Annotated in this window: 20 protein-coding genes and 1 tRNA gene; 8 read left to right on the top strand and 13 right to left on the bottom strand. The window is 49.5% G+C overall.

The window, feature by feature from the left end; genetic code table 11:
* Both JI735_RS15205 and JI735_RS15200 read right to left on the bottom strand, forming a co-directional pair.
* A tRNA-Asn gene (locus tag JI735_RS15205) sits at window positions 1-76 on the bottom strand.
* Window positions 77-180: 104 nt separating this feature from the next.
* The gene (locus JI735_RS15200; protein ID WP_039837877.1) at window positions 181-933 is read right to left on the bottom strand and encodes an MBL fold metallo-hydrolase; all 753 of its coding nucleotides are present in this window, start codon (window positions 931-933) and stop codon (window positions 181-183) included.
* 131 nt (window positions 934-1,064) lie between these two features.
* Between JI735_RS15200 and JI735_RS15195 the strand changes: the two genes are divergently transcribed.
* Window positions 1,065-1,493: an Lrp/AsnC family transcriptional regulator gene (locus JI735_RS15195; protein WP_039837875.1), complete on the top strand. Its 429-nt coding sequence runs from the start codon at window positions 1,065-1,067 to the stop codon at window positions 1,491-1,493.
* Window positions 1,494-1,525: 32 nt separating this feature from the next.
* Window positions 1,526-2,179, top strand: coding sequence for a pentapeptide repeat-containing protein (locus JI735_RS15190; RefSeq protein ID WP_039837874.1), 654 nt, complete (start codon window positions 1,526-1,528; stop codon window positions 2,177-2,179).
* An 8-nt stretch (window positions 2,180-2,187) separates the two neighbouring features.
* Here the strand turns inward: JI735_RS15190 and JI735_RS15185 are convergent, their stop codons facing one another.
* Entirely contained in the window at window positions 2,188-2,673 is a 486-nt protein-coding gene (locus JI735_RS15185; protein ID WP_051052112.1) for a SprT family protein, read from the bottom strand.
* A 120-nt stretch (window positions 2,674-2,793) separates the two neighbouring features.
* On the opposite strand from JI735_RS15185, the gene JI735_RS15180 reads away from it, so the two are divergent.
* Together JI735_RS15180 and cmpA are read left to right on the top strand one after the other, a co-directional pair.
* Window positions 2,794-3,153: a hypothetical protein gene (locus JI735_RS15180; protein ID WP_020426224.1), complete on the top strand. Its 360-nt coding sequence runs from the start codon at window positions 2,794-2,796 to the stop codon at window positions 3,151-3,153.
* Between the two features lie 85 nt (window positions 3,154-3,238).
* Window positions 3,239-3,376, top strand: coding sequence for a cortex morphogenetic protein CmpA (gene cmpA / locus JI735_RS15175; RefSeq protein WP_020426225.1), 138 nt, complete (start codon window positions 3,239-3,241; stop codon window positions 3,374-3,376).
* 83 nt (window positions 3,377-3,459) lie between these two features.
* Here the strand turns inward: cmpA and JI735_RS15170 are convergent, their stop codons facing one another.
* Together JI735_RS15170 and JI735_RS15165 are read right to left on the bottom strand one after the other, a co-directional pair.
* Window positions 3,460-3,630 (bottom strand): hypothetical protein, encoded by a 171-nt coding sequence (locus JI735_RS15170; RefSeq protein ID WP_167330838.1) that lies wholly within the window; start codon window positions 3,628-3,630, stop codon window positions 3,460-3,462.
* A gap of 147 nt (window positions 3,631-3,777) precedes the next feature.
* Entirely contained in the window at window positions 3,778-4,272 is a 495-nt protein-coding gene (locus JI735_RS15165; protein WP_039837873.1) for a DinB family protein, read from the bottom strand.
* A gap of 264 nt (window positions 4,273-4,536) precedes the next feature.
* Here JI735_RS15165 and JI735_RS15160 point away from each other — a divergent pair, with 264 nt between their 5' ends.
* Window positions 4,537-5,106, top strand: coding sequence for a CGNR zinc finger domain-containing protein (locus JI735_RS15160; protein ID WP_039837872.1), 570 nt, complete (start codon window positions 4,537-4,539; stop codon window positions 5,104-5,106).
* Between the two features lie 57 nt (window positions 5,107-5,163).
* Here the strand turns inward: JI735_RS15160 and JI735_RS15155 are convergent, their stop codons facing one another.
* The gene (locus JI735_RS15155) at window positions 5,164-6,288 is read right to left on the bottom strand and encodes a GGDEF domain-containing protein (protein WP_233476412.1); all 1,125 of its coding nucleotides are present in this window, start codon (window positions 6,286-6,288) and stop codon (window positions 5,164-5,166) included.
* A gap of 650 nt (window positions 6,289-6,938) precedes the next feature.
* Here JI735_RS15155 and JI735_RS15150 point away from each other — a divergent pair.
* Genes JI735_RS15150 through JI735_RS15140 form a run of 3 tightly spaced genes read left to right on the top strand, consistent with a single transcriptional unit; the run spans window position 6,939 to window position 8,941 of the window.
* Window positions 6,939-8,066, top strand: a complete 1,128-nt coding sequence (locus JI735_RS15150) for a C45 family autoproteolytic acyltransferase/hydrolase (RefSeq protein WP_202677533.1) — start codon at window positions 6,939-6,941, stop codon at window positions 8,064-8,066.
* Window positions 8,067-8,091: 25 nt separating this feature from the next.
* Window positions 8,092-8,469 (top strand): helix-turn-helix transcriptional regulator, encoded by a 378-nt coding sequence (locus JI735_RS15145; RefSeq protein ID WP_202677532.1) that lies wholly within the window; start codon window positions 8,092-8,094, stop codon window positions 8,467-8,469.
* On the top strand, window positions 8,456-8,941 hold the full coding sequence (locus tag JI735_RS15140) for a GyrI-like domain-containing protein (protein ID WP_325175626.1): 486 nt from the start codon (window positions 8,456-8,458) through the stop codon (window positions 8,939-8,941). Before JI735_RS15145 ends, JI735_RS15140 begins: the two co-directional genes overlap by 14 nt.
* A gap of 747 nt (window positions 8,942-9,688) precedes the next feature.
* Here JI735_RS15140 and JI735_RS15135 read toward each other — a convergent pair.
* The 7 genes from JI735_RS15135 to JI735_RS15105 form a co-directional block, all read right to left on the bottom strand.
* Window positions 9,689-10,249, bottom strand: a complete 561-nt coding sequence (locus JI735_RS15135; RefSeq protein ID WP_039837869.1) for a histidine phosphatase family protein — start codon at window positions 10,247-10,249, stop codon at window positions 9,689-9,691.
* 445 nt (window positions 10,250-10,694) lie between these two features.
* A complete protein-coding gene (locus JI735_RS15130; RefSeq protein ID WP_039837868.1) occupies window positions 10,695-10,874 on the bottom strand; it encodes a hypothetical protein in 180 nt (59 codons plus the stop codon).
* Between the two features lie 99 nt (window positions 10,875-10,973).
* The gene (locus tag JI735_RS15125; protein WP_039837867.1) at window positions 10,974-12,566 is read right to left on the bottom strand and encodes a stalk domain-containing protein; all 1,593 of its coding nucleotides are present in this window, start codon (window positions 12,564-12,566) and stop codon (window positions 10,974-10,976) included.
* A gap of 35 nt (window positions 12,567-12,601) precedes the next feature.
* The gene (locus JI735_RS15120; RefSeq protein ID WP_039837866.1) at window positions 12,602-14,389 is read right to left on the bottom strand and encodes a FecR domain-containing protein; all 1,788 of its coding nucleotides are present in this window, start codon (window positions 14,387-14,389) and stop codon (window positions 12,602-12,604) included.
* Window positions 14,382-15,860, bottom strand: coding sequence for a glycosyltransferase (locus JI735_RS15115; RefSeq protein WP_039837865.1), 1,479 nt, complete (start codon window positions 15,858-15,860; stop codon window positions 14,382-14,384). The genes JI735_RS15120 and JI735_RS15115 overlap by 8 nt, the downstream gene beginning before the upstream one ends.
* 27 nt (window positions 15,861-15,887) lie before the next feature.
* Window positions 15,888-17,021 (bottom strand): hypothetical protein, encoded by a 1,134-nt coding sequence (locus tag JI735_RS15110; RefSeq protein WP_202677529.1) that lies wholly within the window; start codon window positions 17,019-17,021, stop codon window positions 15,888-15,890.
* Complete coding sequence (locus JI735_RS15105) at window positions 17,009-21,403, bottom strand: hypothetical protein (protein WP_202677528.1); 4,395 nt, start codon at window positions 21,401-21,403, stop codon at window positions 17,009-17,011. The genes JI735_RS15110 and JI735_RS15105 overlap by 13 nt, the downstream gene beginning before the upstream one ends.
* Window positions 21,404-21,528 lie beyond the last annotated feature (125 nt).

Below are 21,528 nucleotides of genomic sequence, written 5' to 3'. Positions count from 1 at the left end.
TGGCTCCCCGAACAGGACTCGAACCTGTGACAACTCGATTAACAGTCGAGTGCTCTACCAACTGAGCTATCAGGGAACATTCACATGAACAAGAAATAATTTATCATGATTTCGTGGTCTAGTCAAGCATAACTCAATAATTTTGAGATCGTTTTCAGTCTCCCCTGACCAATGCCTTGTTCAACACCATTCCCCGTCTGCCGGGATCTTGACACGCCCCAGCAATCCCTCCTGCTCCAGGCGGGCGGCAAGCTGTTCACGGGTAACCAGACAATGGTTGATGGCTTCCATATGCACAGCAATCACTGATGCTTCTGGAGCATAGCGGCACAGCTCTATAATGTCCTGCTCATTCATGGTAATATGACCTCCGGTCAGGAATTGTGCTCCCCCGGCATTAACGATGATGACCTCCGGCTTGTGTTCATCCAGGGCCTCTTTCACTTCATCGCACCAAATCGTGTCACCGGCCACATACAAGACTGGCTCGCCTTCAGCACGGAACACAAACCCTGACACCTTGCCCATACGTTCCCCGATTTCTCCTGTGCCATGCCGGCCGCCGGTCCGCTTCAAGGTCACCCCCCGGAAGTCCTTCGCCTCATCGTCCTCAATCACAGATATATGCCCAAAGCCCTGTGCCGAAAGAGTCCCTTCGTCTCCATCCTGGCATAACACGGGAAGTTCATGGGGCAACCGGGACACTGCCGCTTCATCCCAATGATCCTGATGCAGATGCGTAACGAGCACAGCGTCAGGTGCAAGCCATTGCTGAACAGGCCCCGGCAAGGGGACCAGCGGATTTCTTCGTGCATTGAGGGAATTCGGAATGGGCGGGTTCGCCTCTTTTTCGCTGAGCATGGGATCTACCAGAAAAGTTTCACCACCATACTCCAACCATAGGGCCGCGTGGCGGATGAGCTGAATTTTCAATATAAACACCTCTTTCATCTATCCTGTCTTCTGCTACAATCTAAGTATAAGAGCTGCTTCGTTCAGAATACATTGTGCGGCGAAAGAGATTTATCATTTTTGCTTTCACCCGGAAAGGATTTCGCGATAAAATGGAAAACTACGCAATAGATGATATAGACTACAGAATCCTACACTATATAATAGAAGATTCCCGGTTGAGCCATAAGGAAATTGGGGAGAAAATACACATGACAGGGCAGGCTGTAGGCGCGCGAATCCGCAGAATGCGGGAGCTGGAGATTATTGAGGGCTATACGGTACGCTGGAATCCGCAAAAGCTCGGGCAGAACATTCACGCATTGATCACTGTGTTCCTCAGCTCCAACAAAGCGCACCCGCTTTTTCAAAAATTTGCCCTGGAGCATGGAAGTGTGGCCGAACTCCACCGGGTCAGCGGCGAGGGCTGCTACTGGATGCGTGTATACGCCAAAGATCATGAGGAGCTCGCCAGTTTCCTGGACCAGCTGCTGGAGTTCGGCAATTATCGGGTCAGTCTCGGCATGAGCCAGCTTAAATAGACCGGGCAAATTACAATGACATGGAGGCCAATATGAACAACAAAATCGCTCCGCCCAAAATCACTGAAGAAAATGCTTTGCTGCCACAGCAGATACATACACTCCAATCGAAGGAAGAAATCAGCCACTGCCTGATCAGCGACAGCCTGATTGAATATCAGGAAGCGGACAGGGTATCGTTCGACAAAGTGATTTTCCGGAATGTGACGGTTACCGAGTCCACACTTCATGCCATTGAGCTGACGGATGTGATCTTTGAAAATTGTGATCTGTCGAATGTGAATTTCAGTGACGCTTTTGTGCACCGGACAGCGTTTCGGAATTGTAAATTGATTGGCACAGACTTCAGCAGAGGCCGATTTCAAAATGTACGGATAGTGGATTGTATCGGGGATTTCGCCAGTTTCCGCTTTGGTAAATTCAAAGGGACGGTTTTTACGAACTGCCGGCTGGTCAGCAGCGATTATTATCAGGCGGAGCTGACCCACATCGAATTCTCGGAATGCGATATCGACCAAGCCACCCTTGCGGGCTGCAGGCTAAAAGAAATCGACCTCAGCGATTGCAGCTTCACCGGTCTGCATGTCGATATCGAAGATCTCGCAGGCTGTATCATCTCCGCAGAACAGGCGGCTTCCTTCGCCGGACTGCTCGGATTGGTCATCAAGACCGACACCGACCTCTAAAACAGCGGCTATTTAGCTTTTCCTTGGGATTCTTCCAGTGCGACCAGCTTAAGCTTGCCTGCACAGTTGCCGCAGCGGTAGCGCTTCGGATCAGCCTTGCGTTTGCGCGGGTACTCCGTGGCACATGCGGTGCAGACGAGCTTGTACCGGTAAGGCAGCGGCTTCCGTGCCTTCGCTCCCGGCAGGGTCTGGCAAAAGCGGCTTCCGCCGACCATGGCGAGCAGTTTTTTGAAATCGGCATCCCGGTGCATATATCCCCGCTTCGCGAGATGCAGATGGTAATGGCACAGCTCATGCTTGATGATCCGCTCTGTCTCTTCGCGTCCGAACATCTCCAGCTGCATAGGGTTGATCTCAATGTTATGGCTTTTGATAAAATATCTGCCTCCCGTGGTGCTCAGCCGGCTGTTAAAGCTCGCCTTGTGGCGGAACGGGACACCAAAGCTGTCCTGCGATACCTGCTCGATCCACTGCTGCAGCTCTTCATTGCTCATTCTAGTCATCGTTTCTTTCACAAGTCCTCTCCACAGGAAATTACGATCTCTACTTGAATTGTAACTTGTGCATAGGCTACACTGTCAAGAAGGAAGACAAGTTCGGAGGGAGAATGACTTATGCCAAAGATGCGATATGTAATTTTGCAGCAGCATCAGGAATTGCAATTTGTGGAGATGCCGGAGGAATATGCTTATCAGCTCAGCGCACTCAATCTGCGCCTCAATAAAGAGATCGACAAGCTGACAGCGGACAATGTTCCGGATCTGCCGCTCGCCATTGCGGAGTGTGACTCTCTGGAGCTGCTGCGCGAGGAGCATTCACTAGAATCCGGATTGGCCTATATTAACCGGCTGGAGAGTGCTTTTTCCTCCATTCAGGAGAGCAATTATCCCCTCATTTCATTGTTGACGGAAATCCGTGCGCTACAAGCCCAGCTGGAGCAGTGGTACGAAGAGGAAGAAGAAGGCGTGCATTAGGAACGGAAATTCCGGCTTGCCGCTGCACCTTTGGGCGGGTTACCCCATATGCTATCCTATGTTAGCATGCAGAGGAGGGGTACTCTTGCCGCAGTGGCTCTGCCATCAGCTCATGAAGGCTTATTACAAAAAAGACCGGCGCCAGATCAAGCTGCTGAACGAATGCTGGTTTTTTTACCGCAATTCCGCCGAAGCGCGTGACTCCATCCAGCGGGAAGTATAGGTATATGAATCCGCACCACAAAACCCACCCCACAGTGATCTACGGGATGGGTTTTGGCATGTCGGCGGGTTGCCTGATATCGTCTAGAACAATGGGAAGACATACTTGACCAGGAAGAACAGCAGTCCGAAAAATATGATCAGGTAAGCGGCGTATTTGATAAAGGTGGATGCGACAACGCTGGAATCCGATTTCTTCTGCACCTCAGTGCGTTCCACTTCAACACTTCTGTCTTTGTAGTTCGGTTCCATCATCTATCTCTCCTTTCAAATCTCTTGGGTGTAGCATCCATTACCCTGACTCTTTCCCGTTTGAAACAAATAGCCGCAGCTCCGGGTCTCCTGGCTAAGGAGGAACGGAACTGCGGCTTTATGCTGTGCTGTGGAGCCGGCTGTAGTCTTTTAATTGAAGCTGCGGTTCGTCGGCCAGGAGCCCTGCAGCTTGCGGACCAGCACGATCTGTCCGGTATGATAGGAATCATGCAGAATCAGGCTCATCACTTCTTCTCCCGGAGCATGTCCGGAACCGCCCCAATCATATGCGCCTTCCTCCAGCGCTTCAATCACTTCCCGCAGGGAAGCATGGACCTGTTTCAGCTTGGCTACCGCCTGCTCCCATGCCTCTTCCCCGCTCTCCGTAACGGTAAAAGTAGCATCATTGCTCTCTGCTTCAGGCAGTTTCGGCAAGCCTTTGAGCTTGATAAGCAGACGCTCCTTGTAATAGGTCAGGTGGTTAACCGTCTCCCAGATCGAGTTGCCCGCTTCGCCTTGCGGTTTCCAGACGGCCTGTTCACGGGTCACCCCTTCCAATGCAGCGCTCAGCGGCGGTGCCCAGTCCTCGATATCCATGACATAATCCCAATTTTGCAGCAAAACATCACTGATCTTATTCTGCATGTTCACCCTCCTAAGACTTTTGTAAGCGATATGCTCTCTTCCCCATTCACTTCGAACCAAAACCCGCTCCAAAAGCATACGCTTAAGTTTTGTACTGCATGTACTGCTTCAGCAGCTTCGCAACCCGTGTAACGATTTAACGTCTCAAATAATAGTTACAATAGAAATGTAGCATATTCTCTGCCACGCATCAAGTAACTAGCAAAATTATATTTTAACTGTTACAATCAGTGGAAAGTGATGTAGCGGAAGGAGGAAAACACTGTGTTGTGGGATGATTTCATTAACAGCTACTGGCGGGATTGGCGGACAGGCGACCGCAGCAAAGACAAGGACAAGCTGCAAGATCAGGAGTGGCTGGCCCTCTGGCTGGAACAGCATTCATTGCGGGCAGAGCTGCCGCCAGAGCCTAAAGAGCTGGAGCAATTGCAGCAGCTAAGGAGCTTACTGCGGGAAGCGGTACAGAAGCTGGTGCAGGACTGTCCCCCGGACGGGGAGCTGCTGGAGCGGTTGAACGGTTATATGCTGATGGGGCCGGTCATTCGGCAGGTTGTCCAGAGTGCGGAGGGTAAGGTGAAAATCTCCCTTCAACCGCAGCGCCCGGATTGGGAGCAGGTGATGGCGGAGATTGCGTCTTCTTTTGCCGCTGCGCTTGTGGAGAAGGACACCTCCCGCTTTCGCATCTGCGAGAACCCGGATTGCCTCTGGGTCTATTATGATGATACCCGGAACCGTTCGAAACGTTATTGCGATGATAAAATGTGCGGCAATCTGATGAAGGTGCGCCGTTTCCGGGCACGTAAGAAGGCAGGTATGGAGGGAAACTTTGAATAACAGATTATGTAAAATCTAATAACTGCGCTGCCCGAGAACATTCGCCGGGATTTTGCGCTATGTAAATACCGTGGATGAATAAGGAGTCCGGACTTTGTTTTTCCCCTCGTGTTTGGCGGCATAGAGCAGTGCGTCCACTTCCTCAAACAGCTGTTCTTTGGTGGTTCCTTGCGAGTAGCTTTTAAGCCCGATACTTACGGTTACCGCCGCTCCGTCCATTTCTTCATGCGGGGTTCCGGAGAGCCGCAGGCGAATCTTGTCCGCTATCGCTTCAGCCTCTTCAAAGGTCTTCTCAAAAAAGAGAATGGCAAACTCCTCTCCGCCATAACGGGCGGCAATATCCGCCGATGATATGAGGTCCCGAATGACCTTGGCTACCCTGGCCAGAATGATATCCCCGGCACGGTGGCCGTATTTGTCGTTGATCAGCTTGAAATTATCGATATCAATCAGGGCCAGATGAAACGGTGCGCCTTGATCCCCATACTCCAGTGCCTTGTCGTAGAACTCATGGAAGGAAATATGATTGTACAAATCCGTCAATGCATCTGTCGTCGACAGCTTGCGCATGACCGCATTCTCAATCAGCAGATCCTGCTTCGCCATCAGCGATGCCTCCAGATCACTGACCAGCTCACGCCCGTTAATAATCATAATGCTGGCCACCAAGGTGCCCACGACCAGAAAAATCGGGATGGCAATCAGATCAAACGAACTAAAAAAATACTTAAACCAATAATCCCACCGGTACATTACAAAAAAAGCGACAGCCTGCAGCGCAAACGTAAAAAAGGTTAAATCCAGCCGGTAAAAAATCGCCGAAGCGAAGATGGGCAGCAGCATAAGCGCTCCAATAATGCGGATATCCATATTCAGGTGGATGATGATCATCGCAATAATGGTACCGGCCATAAAAAGAGAGATGAACGAATACTTGGAAGCACGGCGGTAAATCCACTGGGCTATGCCCACAACCGCCCCCATCAGCAAAGTCGGGTACAGCAGAACCCCATAATAAAATTCATGCGCCCCCCTCTCATACGGGAGAAAAGTATAAGCCGCAAGCTGGGCCAGAAAATGCAGGGCAATCACAAGCCAATAGGTCTGCAAAAAACGTTTGATCCACTTCGCCTGCCGGTAGGCCGAGGTCCCCGAAGGGCTCATGAACTCTCGTAATCTCAACACGGTCACCTGCTGAATTTAGGATGGACTGTAACAAGACAAGTCACAATATTTTACCATGATGTTAGGTGTTTTAGATACTTGTTAGTTTATTTCGATCCACGCTCCTATATAAGGAGCGACAGCGAATTCCAACCAAATAAAGGATATAAATACTTTTATTATGGTTAAAAACTGCTTAAATCTCAAAATAATTAAAAATTACATAAGCACATCTTGATCTTTATAACAAATAATGTAATACATCCGGTGCGAAGGACCCGGGGATTTCATGTGCACTATACATTCGCACTACAAAATTAAAGGCCCATCCGGGTCAATGGATTTCTTTATGCCCACATGTTTGACTTTATTCTTGTGCTTGGAGTTCTATTCCCGCCAATATCTCCGCAAACAAACAGATGAACAATAACACACCTAAGGAACATACGTTTCCTTCATTATAACAGCACAATAAGGAAAAATCCGGCATTGTCTGGAGAACAATCGAACACTTTTTTACAGTTTCCGAGCACCATCAGTCAAACCTCCAACAGCCCACATATCTTTAGATGGTGTAACTGTTAGTTTCATCTTGACGCTACCTGTGAAGACCTATAGAAATAGCAAAAAATATCAAGTTCAAGCTTTCGAGTGGGTTCATAATATTTATGAAAGGAACGGTGCTGTGCATGGAGAAAACAAAAGTATATTTTAAAAATTTTGTTGGTACAAGCTATGAAGTTGGAACACAAATAGGACAATGGGTTCTCTCAACTCCGAGTTTGCTAAAACAGGTTCTATTACCGCCTAATGCTTATCCACATGACAAGTTTACAAAAATTACGGATTTGCTGGATAGGTATTGCCAAGGTATCAACGAAGAAATAAAGGGCTTTGCCGATACGATTGGGGTATCATCAGAGCAGGCTCTTTTTTATGCCATGACCTATTTAGAACGTGGATGCAGCCTGATGGCAGTATTACCAAGCAAGTCAAAAAGCGGGCATACATTAATGGCCAGAAATTATGATTTTAACAATGAAATGGAAGAAATGTGCTTTGCTTTTACTAATATCAAAGGTAAATATCGTTATATTGGTTCTACATTGAATCTGTTCGGCAGATGCGACGGTATGAATGAACACGGCCTTGCCGTTTGTAAAGCAAGCAACGGTGTACCTGTAGGCAATTTTGAAGGAGGGCAAAAAGCTGGAGCCACAGGTTTTAGCTTCTGGGTTGTGGTACGGAGTATACTGGAAAACTGCAAAACCGTTCAAGAAGCAATTGAATGGACAATGAGCGCACCTATCGGTTATAACATGAACTTGATGTTAGCTGACAGCAGTAACAAAATAGCGTTGCTTCAATGCATGGACGGACACAAATCCTATAAGTTATTAGATGAATATAGCGAGGAAGCTTTTCTAAGTGTTACAAATCACGCGTTATTGGAAGATATTAAGCCCTATCAAAAAATGATAATTGAAAATTCAGTAGTACGAAACAATAAAATTGTTGAGGTGTTTACAGGAAAGAAACAGCTCTCAAAAAAAGATATAAAAACTCTTTTGTCCACTTCCTATCCGGACGGTCTTTGTTGCCATTATTATAAAGAGTTTTTTGGCACATTACGCTCTATGATATTTGATGTAAATGATAAAACTATAGAAATGACATTTGGCTCTCCACAAGTCAATGAATGGCAGACCTTTTCTGTGAGAGCGTTAGAAATGCAAGAAGTTGAAGTGTTGTTGCCGCAAGAAAAAGCCAGACCTGAATTTTATAAAATAAGCTGATATTTCTAGAGAGGAGGAAACCTCATTGATCAACAACAGAGCAATAGGAGAAGCAATCGTATTTATTGAAAATAGTCTGTACGAGCCTATCGCCGCGTGTGATGTTGCTAAAGCGGTTTCCTACTCTTATTATCATTTCCATCGGTATTTTCAGGCCATCATGGGGGAAACGATAGGGAGTTACATAAGAACCCGGCGTTTAACACAAGCTGCATGGGATTTGGTGCACAGTGAAAAAAAGATATTAGATATCGGGGTTTCCCTTTATTTCGAAACAGCGGAAAGCTTTACAAGAGCTTTTAAGGACCGGTATGATATGACCCCAACAGAGTATCGAAAAAATGGGATAGACGTCTTGATAGGAAACAGGCCACCCGCGCAAATTTCCGATAATATATGCTGATTTAAGCCCGCAGATTGTTACAGTTCCAGAAACCTACACTATGGGTATTCGTTTCATAACAACCATTAGCAGGAATGAAAACATTGCTATGTGGCAGCTTTTTAACCAGCAGATTCCTGATACTTTTGTGGGTACAAGATACGGTATTTTTGAAACCGGAGCAACCTGTGCTGCAGATGTATTTAATCCTCAAAGCGAAACCACAGCGTTTGTAGGAATTGAATTTCCAAAAGAGCAGCCTATTCTTAGAGATATGGAAAGAAAAACAATATGCGGCGGAAAATATGCAAGGTTTATCCATAAAGGAATCGTAAAAGACTTAATGCAGACCTATCATTATATTTGGGGCGTCTGGTTTCCTAAAAGCGGCTATGAGCTTGATAACCGTGATGACTTTGAATGTTATACTGAACGATTTGCAGGAGAAAACATAGAGAGCTCTGAAATTGATATTTACTTTCCGATTAAGTAGAAAATCTAGATTTTCCGCTTCCGTGTTAGTTCACAGGTGGCTACCAATCAAACCCTGCTGCTTATTTTCATGTAGGCTAAGCATAGGCACAGGTTCCTTGTACAGTTGGTTGGTTGGTTGCTTCATCATCGGAGGAGCAAAATGGAACGTTATACCTTCTGTATGCCGCAAAGAATAAACTCAGATTGAAAAAGCACCGAATTCGGCTTAGGCGGAATTTTGGTGCTTTTTTGCTGTTGACTTTCTCTCTAACAATTTCGATGTACGTTCCTCGTAAGGAGCGACTCTATTTTGGGCCGAACGTTAGGCACCTTTGGAGATTTCAATCCACGCTCCTACGTAAGAGCGACAGCAATGCTGATCAGCTTCACGATCCCATCCAATTTCAATCCAAGCTCCTACGTAAGGAGCGACAGCGATTTCTCACTTAAAAACAGCACAAACCCATTGTAACATTCTTAAATCCACTTTATTACGTTGGATACAAAGCGTCAGTGATGTTTATTCCAACTTTTATATACAAATAATGTAATAATCCAGATGCGAAGGACCCGGGGATTTCATGGGCACTATACATTCGCACCAGACATTACATAACTTTATTGTCCATGCTTCAAATGCTGGTATCTCCTCTATTGTACGCCATATCGCATCGAGCAAGTAGTATCTTTTCACGAACAACGTTTACTTAAGGGTACAGTTCACTTCTTTGCTGAACATTTGATAACCAGCTCGTTTGACTGACATTCAGATCCCCCACTCCCGCCTTACTTGGGCAAGCATTCTCCTTTTAAATTCTAAGCGGTAGATATCAGGCATTGTCGTTGATTGCCAGAAATCATAACCATATTGACAATCAAAATAATTCATTAGTAGTGTCATAATATCACCGTGCGTACCGATGACAAGAGTCTTCCCTTCATATTTCTCCAATAAAAGTTTAAGCTCCCGAACAGCCCGAGCCTGCGCTTCAGCGCTTGATTCTCCCCCTTCGAACACAGCCGAAAAATCCTGATAAACCCTTCGCTTTGCCTCTACAAAACTAAGTTTTGCTATATTTCCAATTGTTCGTTCCCGCAAATTTTCCATCAGAAGGATCTCCTTCTGCTGTACCTCAGCCAAAGGCTGAATCGTCTGAATCGCCCTTGCATAAGGGCTGGAGACAAACAGATCTATAGGCTGTTTTTGCAAAATAGATTTAATTCTCACAGCATCAGACTTCCCTTGTTCAGATAGTCCTCTCTCACGCTCTTGTCCCTCAACATAGGGAGATTCCGCATGACGGATCAGATACACTATTGTTCTCACTGTTTCCCCCACATTTATATCACTGGTTTGTCATATAAGCACAAACACCTAAACCAGCACTTAGTCGTTTTACCATGTAATTTTTGTGTATGGGCAAATATGCTGATCCGCTAGATATCTCATTTAAGCGCCTTTGTTATTCCTCGCACCCGCTCTGCCTTTTCAATAGCTTCGATTAACGTTAAAGTAGGATTAGCACTTCTGAATTAATGGCCAGCTCAATTGAGCCCCCGGCTTGTTTCCACTCCCAATAATCCAAGGTGTCTACATTCTCCAGATAAAATCGGGAAAGGCTTCGATTGGATTAATACTGTACAGTTGTTTAAATATTGAGACCGGAATAGGATCATTCAAAAGATATTCATTTTTCAACTCATATAATACCTGAAAAATATAGCAAAAAGGCACTGAACTTCAGCTGTTAAGCGGAATTTCAGTGCCTTTTTTACACTAGCGTTGCAATAACTCTGAAATAAGAATAGCGAAAGAATAGTAATTCAATAAGCCGTAATTTTTTCTTATCGGCACGATCGGCAAGACCCATTTGAACCTTGGCATCTCTGGTAATTCGTCTCTCGGCCTCCACGGGCGATTCCTCCAAAATGGTGGTGAACTCCCGGTCCATCCTCAATCCCCCCTCTTGCTCAGCTGCCTAACCACACAAAAAAAACGCCAGACTGTATAGTCTGACGTCCTCTCTTGATCATGTCCCAAAAACTGATGCTTATTTGGAGCGCAATATCGCTGTTTGATAGGACTTAACCCACTGCACATCCATGCCGGCTTCTTCGGCGAAGAAGCGGAGCGGAACGAAGATACGGTTATTTTTGACGTAGGGGGCGGCGTCCGTTTTGCCGATTGTTCCAGCTCCGGACTGGGCTTTACGTTTGATGGTTGTGGAGCCCAGATAAAGCTCAATGGCTTGGCCCTTTTTCTCCAATGTAACGGTTTGTCCGTCTTTACTGAATGTAAGGGTATAACTAAGCCCTTCGGCAATTTGCCGCACCGGTACCATCACCCTGTTCTTGCTAATCTCAGGCTTGGCGTCAAATTGAATCTGCTGCGTACCGACCATTACGGTGATTCCTGCCTGATTTGCGGAAATGCCTGCCGGCAGCCGGTAAGGAACGATCGCTCTGATCATGCTGTTGCCTGAATCCGCGACATAAATGGTTCCATTCGAGGCGACAGCTACATCCAGCGGGGAATCAAAAAGAGCGCTGCTCTCAATACCGTCCTGAAAGCCGGCTTCCCCCGCTGGGCTGCCGGCCACCGTACTTACGGCACCGTTCTTGAGATAACGGATCACATGGTTTCCGGAATCGGCTATCAGAAGACCGCCGGCGGCATCAAGAGCGATGCCCTTCGGGAAATGGAAGGCCGCCTTGTTCGCTGCGCCATTCTTGTACCCTTCCGTAGCATAAAGAGCATTGCTGGCATACACCGCTGCGTCTCCTCCGGCCAGGGTGCTAACCCGGTTCAGGGAAAAGTCTATGTAGCGGATCCGCTGATTACCGGAATCGCTGACGTACAAATTCCCCTTGGCATCCAACGCAAGTCCTGTCGGCTCATTAAACAACGCTTGTTCCAGCGCACCATCCTTGAAATCACCCGCAGGCAGCGCAAGTCCTGGATAACGCTCAACCACTCTCTCTGATGCGGTGTTTAGAGTGACGGTGGTTCCATCCGGACTGATTTTGCGGATCAGGTGATTTAGGGTATCTGCAACATATACTTCGCCGTTGGGAGCAACAGCAATCCCCTCGGGATGATAGAAGGTGGCTGCCGCTCCTTTTCCGTCGGCCGAACCGATTTTCCCATTCCCCGACAGTGTTGTAACTTCTCCAGAAGAAGCAATTTTACGGATAGCGTTATTGGCACTGTCTGCCACGTAAAGGCTTCCGTCAGCTCCAAAAGCAAGGCCAACAGGGGCTTGAAATAACGAATGCTCCCGGCTGCCATCAAGAAGGGCTCCCAGGGGCTGTCCGCCAGCATCTCTGAGAATTGAAGAAGACGGTCCGGCATATACGCTGAGGCGGCCCGAGCTTAGCTTTTGAATCTTGTGGTTCAGCGCATCGGAAATATACAATTCATCGTTTGCACCGACCGCTAAACCCGCAGTCTGTCTGAAAGAAGCCGACGAAGCGGTTCCTTCCTGTTCGCCAAACATTCCGCTGCCGGCGAGTCTGGAGATTTGCGAGATCAGTCCGCCCGTTTCATTATATAAGGGAGCTGCTGCCGCGGATGCATAGGATGAGGAACCAAGTACCTGGAGGACAACAACAAGAGTCAATGTAAATTTACGCAATAAAGTCATAAGGCCTCCACAGATAGGGATGTTGAACATGCATTTCACTTGCTGTATACAATAACCGGCGGTAAACCTGCTGCCGCATCGGTCAATTCAAGAATCACCTTGCCCGTGCTATCAACAATTTTGACATAAAATAGTTTCAGTGTTCCGCTCCCCGTCACCTTAAAAGGAATGGTTGCAAGAACTCCATCGGAAATCGCAACATCGGATGCAGCTCCAAACTGTGTTGCCGCGTAAATGGTTTCCGTCTTCACTACCGGAGCGTTTCCCATGGTTCCCGTAATAGTCTTCAGCACATCCGTACTGTTTGCGGGAGGGAAATAAGAATTGTTCAGCAGTCTTGCACCGGAGCCGCCGGCCACAAGCGAATTATCACTGATAAAATGAAACTCTGCTGCATACAAAGCGCTTGATCCGGTAAATTGCTTTAGATGGATAGACAGATTAAAGCCAGTCTCCGTTTTGGTTTGAACCAATGTGATCCCCGGATCATCGGAGGAGCTGTCAGGCGTCACCGAGGCGGGAACGGCAGGTTTTGCGGCCGGATCCAGATGTCCGGCTGCCAATTCCTGTTTGTTTTTTTTGTATACTGCAAGCTCTTCCGGTGACAGCTGGGCGGTGTATCTTTTCTCCGCATCTTCCTGCAGCTTCTCAAGAATCGACTGGTTAGCAGCAGCAAGCTCATTTCTGAGGTCCGTTAGCTGCTGCAGGGTCAGGGATACATTGGCCTTGAAGTCGTTCTGCAGGAGCTGCTGCTTCTGCTCAATCTCCTTGCGCACTGCCTCCAGACGGATCCGTTCTTGCTCTTTTCCGGGAGCTGACGTGGGGTTTACACCTGCCAGTGGATTGATGGGATCAACACCGGATAAGCGGACGGTTTGGCTCGAATCCGCAATTTGCCGGTTGATCTCCGTAATAAGTCTCGTAAGCTCGGCCGAATCCAGCTTGGACGCACGGACCGCTTCATAAGCGACATTGGAGATGAAGTTATTCAAGTTGGCTGCATATGCCTGAAGCTCCTGCTGACTCCTGATGTAAATATCGGATTCGACACCGCCGCGTTCAATGACCGGCTGCGTATTTGTATTAAGGTCCTTCTGCAAACTCTGGATAAAAGCATTATTCTCTGTAATTATGGCAGAAGTGCTGGCGATTATAGCCTTAAGAATGAACGGATTGCTTTGCTTGACCAATTCCTCAACATCTACAATAGTCAGTGCATTATGCAGTTCCCGGGGCAAGTTGGCGGGAAAAACATTAAGCTGTTGTGTAGGCGCCACCAGGATTGATGCATCACCGGAAGAACTTTTTGTTGTAAGATCAGCCTCTACAAGACCTGAAGCAGCAAATACGGATAAAGTCCCGTCTGCCTGAACCCGGACCAGAAAATTGGTGCCACGGACATTGAGTCTTGCACCAGGGGTTTCGACGACTGCTTCATCGCCTGCCGAAAGGGCGTTTACAGAATTCCACATGGAACCAGTCCACAGCTTGAGCGAGAATTTGCTTCCTGCTGTCTTACGGGCAAGTTTGGCAATCGAGACCCGCGAATCGGGGCCGATGGTATTTACGGATTCCGGTTTAGCAACCCTGACTATCGCGCTTGCATTATGACCTGTAAGGATTTGATCTCCTTGAGATAGCGGCATATTGGCAAACGCGGCGACGGTCTTGATCCCGCCGGCAAGCTTAACGGTTACTTCTCCGCTGACTTCGTCAATGTATGCCGCTCCTTTCTCTGCTGCAACTATCTTAATGTTGAAGGAGCATGTTAGAAGAGCGACAAAGGAAAATAAGAGTATGAGCCTGCAAAATGTTCTACTCACCGATATCCCTCCTTTCAAAATTGGAGAGTCTAAGGTTTTGCAGCAGCAACTGCTGTTTTTGTTTTTCAATGTACTTTATTTTTTCGCTGATGACCTTTTTATTGGGTGCTTTAAGCTTCAAAGAACGCAGCAGGGCAGCACCTTCAGCGATTTGACCATTCTGCACAAAAATATCGGACTTCAGCGCGTCTGCCTTCCAATGGCGGATATCCTGATCCGGAACAACCGGACCGCGATACGTATGAAACCCGGTAGCTGCGAGTTGTACATGCTTCATGGCGGTGCTCAGCAGCTTCTGGGCTTTCAGAGTGGCAATGCTCGCCAGATAGAAGTGGGCGTCCGGATAGTCGGGATGCAGCGCCAGAGCTTTCCGGTAGTACTCCTCTGCCTGGTCAAGGCGGCTCTGTGAATTATGAATCTTCCCCATAAGCATGTAGACTTCAGCCATACGTCCAAAATGCCGGTTATCTTTGCCGTATTCAATCACCTTCTCAAAGCATTCCAATGACCGTTTACTGCCCTCCGAATCCATCGTTTCCCTGCCAAGAAAGTACCACCAGCCGGGATTCGTCGGCTCTTCCTCTGTCATCTGTTCCAAAAGCTTGAGATTGCGGTTCGCCTTGTCCTTTCCGGCTTTGATCTGAGGCTCGTAGCCGTCATGATGTAGACGGATACCCACCGGTTTATGCAGAACGCGGGTAGTAAAGATGCCCTCTTCCGCTGTAGCAATCTGCTCATGAATTCTGCCGCTGAAGTAGATCCCTTTATCCGTCGGGAACAGGCGGGGAACAGAAAATTCCCGAAGCGTTCCGTCCTTCACATAGTTGACGATACACGGCTGCAAGGCCGGAATTAATCCTTTCAGCCTGCTGAAAATGCCGGCGGTAAGGCGGATCAGGCCACGATCCTCCTCATCCAGCCATTCATCCGCATCCAGCCAGAATACCCATTGGGAATGGACATGGCTCAACGCTTCATTGCGCAGTTCAGCAAAACTGTCATTCCACTTCATTTGATAGACCTTGACCTGCGGAAATTTCCGCAGGATGGACAAGGTCTGGTCGGTTGATCCTGAATCTACAACGATAATTTCATCGACCGCGTTCAGTATGCTCTGAATGCATCTTTCGATGCTCCGTTCTTCATCCTTAACAATAATGGCAGCCGAGACGGTCACCTCCGGAACGGAGAGCAATTGTTTGAGCTCATCACTGACTTCTCCCAAGGGTACTTTTTGCAGCTCTTTTTGCATAAATGACATCCATGTTGCTTTGGGATCAAGCAATACGGATCGGTTGAATAGCTTTTGTGCAGCTTGTCCATGACCCTGCTTCATTAGAGCCTCACCTAGAAGCAGCCACCCCTGAGGGTCGATAGGAAATTCTCGCACATGCTTTTTACCTGATTGCTCAGCTTCTTCATACTGCTCGCTCAGAATCAAATCCGATAGCAGCTTGTGTCTGGGATCCATAGTTTATCCTTTCTTAATGTCTTGGGATTATTGGCTTGGTCCATCCTTGTCAATTCGGATAGAGTTATTTACCCACCAGCCATGGCCGTCCGTCGTAAGGATCTGAATCGACATCGGACTCGCGATCACACCGGAGATAAACAGCACATTGCCGTCCAGCCAGGTACTTACAGGATAGCTCGTGCCCGAATAGCCATTAAGACTGAACGACAATGCCTCGTGATCCCGGTCAATGAAGTACTCGTTCAGGTCGATTTGCGTCAGCGAACCCGTCGTCTGAATGACCGCATGCGATACTGCCTCCGGTACGAAATTGAGCGTGCTCTCCATGTCCGCGTACAAGCCCGAAGGATCGGTGGCACGCACGGTGAAGGCCGTCGGTGCTGTCGGGGTCCCGCCAATGGACAGGTATCCGCCATTCAAGCTAAGACTCAGACCGCTTTGCGGGTCTGGATTCTGCACGATGGAATACGATAACCAGTCGCCGTTTGGATCACGGAACAACTCATCCAGGTTAAAGTATGGCTGTATGAAGTAATCATCCGTGGCATTATAGATTACCATCGGCTGGCTCAAGGTCAGCGGGGCCAAGTTGTTCCCCTCCTCGACAGGTGTACCCTGCACGGCGGCTGTATTGTACGCCCACCAGCCATGGCCGTCGGTTGCTGAGATGTGCAGCGACATCGGAGTGACAATGGTGCCGGATATGGTCAGCACATTGCCGTCCAGCCAGGTACTCACGGCATTACTTGTATACGAATAACCATTAAGACCGAACGACAGCGCCTCGTGATCCCGGTCGATGAAGTACTCGTTCAGGTCGATCTGCGTCAGCGAACCCGTCGTCTGAATGACCGCATGCGATACTGGCTCCGGTACGAAATTCAGCGTACTCTCCATGTCCGCGTACAAGCCGGACGGATCGGTGGCACGCACGGTGAAGGCGGTCGGTGCTGTCGGCGTCCCGCCAATGGACAGGTATCCGCCGTTCAAGCTCAGGCTCAGGCCGCTTTGCGGATCTGGATTTTGCACGATGGAATACGAAAGGTAATCGCCGTTTGGATCACGGAACAGCTCATTCAGGTTAAAGTATGGCTGTATGAAGTAATCATCCGTGGCATTATAGATTACCATCGGCTGGCTCAAGGTCAGCGGGGCCAAGTTGTTCCCTCCTCGACAGGTGTACCCACAGCGGCTGTATTGAACGCCCACCAGCCATGGCCGTCTGTCGCTGAGATGTGCAGCGACATCGGAGTGACAATGGTGCCGGATATGGTCAGCACATTGCCGTCCAGCCAGGTACTCACGGCATTGCTCGTGTACGAATAGCCGTTCAGTCCAAACGACAGCGCCTCGTGATCCCGGTCGATGAAGTATTCGTTCAGGTCGATTTGCGTCAGCGAACCCGTCGTCTGAATGACCGCATGCGATACTGGCTCCGGTACGAAATTCAGCGTACTTTCCATGTCCGCGTACAAGCCGGACGGATCGGTGGCACGCACGGTGAAGGCGGTCGGTGCTGTCGGAGTCCCGCCAATGGACAGGTATCCGCCGTTCAAGCTCAGGCTCAGACCGCTTTGCGGATCCGGATTCTGCACGATGGTATACGAAAGGTAATCGCCATTCGGATCACGGAACAGCTTATCCAGTTGTGCGAAGGACCGTACAAATTTCCCATACTGCGGATGGTAGATCACCATCGGCTGGCTCAGGGCCAGCGGTGCCAGGTTCTCGCCCTGCACGGCGGCTGTATTGTACGCCCACCAGCCATGGCCGTCGGTTGCTGAGATGTGCAGCGACATCGGAGTGACAATGGTGCCGGATATGGTCAGCACATTGCCGTCCAGCCAGGTACTCACGGCATTGCTCGTATACGAATAGCCGTTCAGTCCAAACGACAATGCCTCATGATCCCGGTCAATGAAGTACTCGTTCAGGTCGATTTGCGTCAGCGAACCCGTCGTCTGAATGACCGCATGCGAAACTGGCTCCGGTACGAAATTCAGCGTGCTCTCCATGTCCGCGTACAAGCCCGAAGGGTCTGTTGCACGCACGGTGAAGGCGGTCGGTGCTGTCGGGGTCCCGCCAATGGACAGGTATCCGCCGTTCAAGCTGAGGCTCAGGCCGCTTTGCGGGTCTGGACTCTGCACGATGGAGTAGGACAACCAGTCGCCGTTCGGATCACGGAACAGCTCATCCAGTTGTGCGAAGGACCGCACAAATTCCCCATACTGCGGATGGTAAATCACCATCGGCTGGCTCAGTGCCAGCGGTGCCAGGTTCTCGCCCTGCACAGCGGCTGTGTTGTACGCCCACCAGCCATGGCCGTCGGTCGCTGAGATGTGCAGCGACATCGGAGTGACAATGGTGCCGGATATGGTCAGCACATTGCCGTCCAGCCAAGTACTCACGGCATTGCTCGTGTACGAATAGCCGTTCAGTCCAAACGACAGCGCCTCGTGATCCCGGTCGATGAAGTATTCGTTCAGGTCGATTTGCGTCAGCGAACCCGTCGTCTGAATGACCGCATGCGATACTGGCTCCGGTACGAAATTCAGCGTACTCTCCATGTCCGCGTACAAGCCCGAAGGATCGGTGGCACGCACGGTGAAGGCCGTCGGTGCTGTTGGCGTCCCGCCAATGGACAGGTATCCGCCGTTCAAGCTCAGGCTCAGACCGCTTTGCGGATCCGGATTCTGCACGATGGTATACGAAAGGTAATCGCCATTCGGATCACGGAACAGCTTATCCAGTTGTGCGAAGGACCGTACAAATTTCCCATACTGCGGATGGTAGATCACCATCGGCTGGCTCAGGGCCAGCGGTGCCAGGTTCTCGCCCAGCACAGCGGCTGTGTTGTACGCCCACCAGCCATGGCCATCGGTTGCTGAGATGTGAACCGACATCGGAGTGACAATGGTGCCGGATATGGTCAGCACATTGCCGTCCAGCCAGGTACTCACGGCATTGCTCGTGTACGAATAGCCGTTCAGTCCAAACGACAGCGCCTCGTGATCCCGGTCGATGAAGTACTCGTTCAGGTCGATTTGCGTCAACGAACTAGTCGCCTGAATGACCGCATGCGATACTGGCTCCGGTACGAAACTCAGCGTGCTCTCCATGTCCGCGTACAAGCCCGAAGGGTCTGTTGCACGCACGGTGAAGGCGGTCGGTGCTGTCGGAGTCCCGCCAATGGACAGGTATCCGCCGTTCAAGCTCAGGCTCAGACCGCTTTGCGGATCCGGATTCTGCACGATGGAATACGAAAGGTAATCGCCGTTCGGATCACGGAACAACTCATCCAGTTGTGCGAAGGACCGCACAAATTCCCCATACTGCGGATGGTAAATCACCATCGGCTGGCTCAGGGCCAGCGGTGCCAGGTTCTCGCCCTGCACAGCGGCTGTGTTGTACGCCCACCAGCCATGGCCGTCGGTCGCTGAGATGTGCAGCGACATCGGAGTGACAATGGTGCCGGATATGGTCAGCACATTGCCGTCCAGCCAGGTACTCACGGCATTGCTCGTGTACGAATAGCCGTTCAGTCCAAACGACAGCGCCTCGTGATCCCGGTCGATGAAGTATTCGTTCAGGTCGATTTGCGTCAGCGAACCCGTCGTCTGAATGACCGCATGCGATACTGGCTCCGGTACGAAATTCAGCGTACTTTCCATGTCCGCGTACAAGCCGGACGGATCGGTGGCACGCACGGTGAAGGCGGTCGGTGCTGTCGGAGTCCCGCCAATGGACAGGTATCCGCCGTTCAAGCTCAGGCTCAGACCGCTTTGCGGATCCGGATTCTGCACGATGGTATACGAAAGGTAATCGCCATTCGGATCACGGAACAGCTTATCCAGTTGTGCGAAGGACCGTACAAATTTCCCATACTGCGGATGGTAGATCACCATCGGCTGGCTCAGGGCCAGCGGTGCCAGGTTCTCGCCCTGCACGGCGGCTGTATTGTACGCCCACCAGCCATGGCCGTCGGTTGCTGAGATGTGCAGCGACATCGGAGTGACAATGGTGCCGGATATGGTCAGCACATTGCCGTCCAGCCAGGTACTCACGGCATTGCTCGTATACGAATAGCCGTTCAGTCCAAACGACAATGCCTCATGATCCCGGTCAATGAAGTACTCGTTCAGGTCGATTTGCGTCAGCGAACCCGTCGTCTGAATGACCGCATGCGAAACTGGCTCCGGTACGAAATTCAGCGTGCTCTCCATGTCCGCGTACAAGCCCGAAGGGTCTGTTGCACGCACGGTGAAGGCGGTCGGTGCTGTCGGGGTCCCGCCAATGGACAGGTATCCGCCGTTCAAGCTGAGGCTCAGGCCGCTTTGCGGGTCTGGACTCTGCACGATGGAGTAGGACAACCAGTCGCCGTTCGGATCACGGAACAACTCATCCAACTGTGTGAAGGACTGCACAAATTCCCCATACTGCGGATGGTAAACCACCATCGGCTGGCTCAGGGCCAGCGGGGCCAGGTTCTCGCCCTGCACGGCGGCTGTGTTGTACGCCCACCAGCCATGGCCGTCGGTTGCTGAGATGTGCAGCGACATCGGAGTGACAATGGTGCCGGATATGGTCAGCACATTGCCGTCCAGCCAGGTACTCACGGCATTGCTCGTATACGAATAGCCGTTCAGTCCAAACGACAATGCCTCGTGATCCCGGTCAATGAAGTACTCGTTCAGGTCGATCAGCGTCAGCGAACCCGTCGTCTGAATGACCGCATGCGATACTGGCTCCGGTACGAAATTGAGCGTACTCTCCATGTCCGCGTACAAGCCCGAAGGGTCTGTTGCACGCACGGTGAAGGCCGTCGGTGCTGTTGGCGTCCCGCCAATGGACAGGTAACCGCCGTTCAAGCTGAGGCTCAGACCACTCAGCGGGTCAGGTCCCTGCACAATCGAATACGAAAGATAATCGCCGTTGAGATCTGTAAACATGGAATTCAGCTCAGAAAACGACTGAACAAAAGCCTCTTCCTTTGCATCAAAAATAATCATAGGTTGGCTGAGCGCCACAGGTGAGAGATTGGAAACGTATGTATGTGAGGTTGCGAAGACACGCGATTCTATGCCTTCGAGCATTTTGGTAACGTCACTGACAACGGCTGATGAAGGGAACATCCGCAAATGATTAACGATATCTCCAACATCCAAAATACCATCCGTACCGGTATCAACAATATTGATAACGAAAGATTGGACGATGGTATTTACGCTGTCGGAGAGTTCCACTGTCAGGAATGTGCTACCTTCTTTTAATGGCTCAATGCTTAAAGTATTACCAGAGTCCGTAGTCACTTTGATAACATTTCCGTTAAATTCCTTAGCTTTGTAATTATAGCTATTATCGAGATTCAAGTTTACTTTCTGATCGGAAGGCAGTGTAATTTGCTTTACGGGTGCTATGTAAGGTTTGGCCTGAGCAATTTGTGCATATTGCGCGGCTTGAGGCGTCAGCACTACAGCCAAGTATATAACTGCAGTGGTTTTCTTTTTGATACTCTTTCCTTTTTTATGATGCTTACTCATTTCTTCCCTCCCCACTAAATAGTTCTCTAGTAGTATATCGACCAGTGAGAATGGAGAATTTAGGATATTAAGAATTTGATACTATGAAAGTTTCATATTTGTAGAAAAATGTAAGCATGAATAGG

The sequence above is a fragment of the Paenibacillus sonchi genome (genome assembly GCF_016772475.1).
In the GTDB taxonomy this organism is placed as follows: Bacteria; Bacillota; Bacilli; order Paenibacillales; family Paenibacillaceae; genus Paenibacillus_AQ; species Paenibacillus_AQ sonchi.
The sequence above is the reverse complement of the archived record's forward strand: the minus strand, read 5'-3'. Positions and strand labels throughout refer to the sequence as shown.

Coding starts and splice junctions, on each gene's coding strand:
- JI735_RS15195 (WP_039837875.1), top strand. CDS start 1,065: ATGGAAAACTACGCAATAGATGATATAGACTACAGAATCCTACACTAT.
- JI735_RS15190 (WP_039837874.1), top strand. CDS start 1,526: ATGAACAACAAAATCGCTCCGCCCAAAATCACTGAAGAAAATGCTTTG.
- JI735_RS15185 (WP_051052112.1), bottom strand. CDS start 2,673: ATGAGCAATGAAGAGCTGCAGCAGTGGATCGAGCAGGTATCGCAGGAC.
- JI735_RS15180 (WP_020426224.1), top strand. CDS start 2,794: ATGCCAAAGATGCGATATGTAATTTTGCAGCAGCATCAGGAATTGCAA.
- JI735_RS15170 (WP_167330838.1), bottom strand. CDS start 3,630: ATGATGGAACCGAACTACAAAGACAGAAGTGTTGAAGTGGAACGCACT.
- JI735_RS15165 (WP_039837873.1), bottom strand. CDS start 4,272: ATGCAGAATAAGATCAGTGATGTTTTGCTGCAAAATTGGGATTATGTC.
- JI735_RS15150 (WP_202677533.1), top strand. CDS start 6,939: ATGAAAGGAACGGTGCTGTGCATGGAGAAAACAAAAGTATATTTTAAA.
- JI735_RS15130 (WP_039837868.1), bottom strand. CDS start 10,874: ATGGACCGGGAGTTCACCACCATTTTGGAGGAATCGCCCGTGGAGGCC.
- JI735_RS15125 (WP_039837867.1), bottom strand. CDS start 12,566: ATGACTTTATTGCGTAAATTTACATTGACTCTTGTTGTTGTCCTCCAG.
- JI735_RS15115 (WP_039837865.1), bottom strand. CDS start 15,860: ATGGATCCCAGACACAAGCTGCTATCGGATTTGATTCTGAGCGAGCAG.
- JI735_RS15105 (WP_202677528.1), bottom strand. CDS start 21,403: ATGAGTAAGCATCATAAAAAAGGAAAGAGTATCAAAAAGAAAACCACT.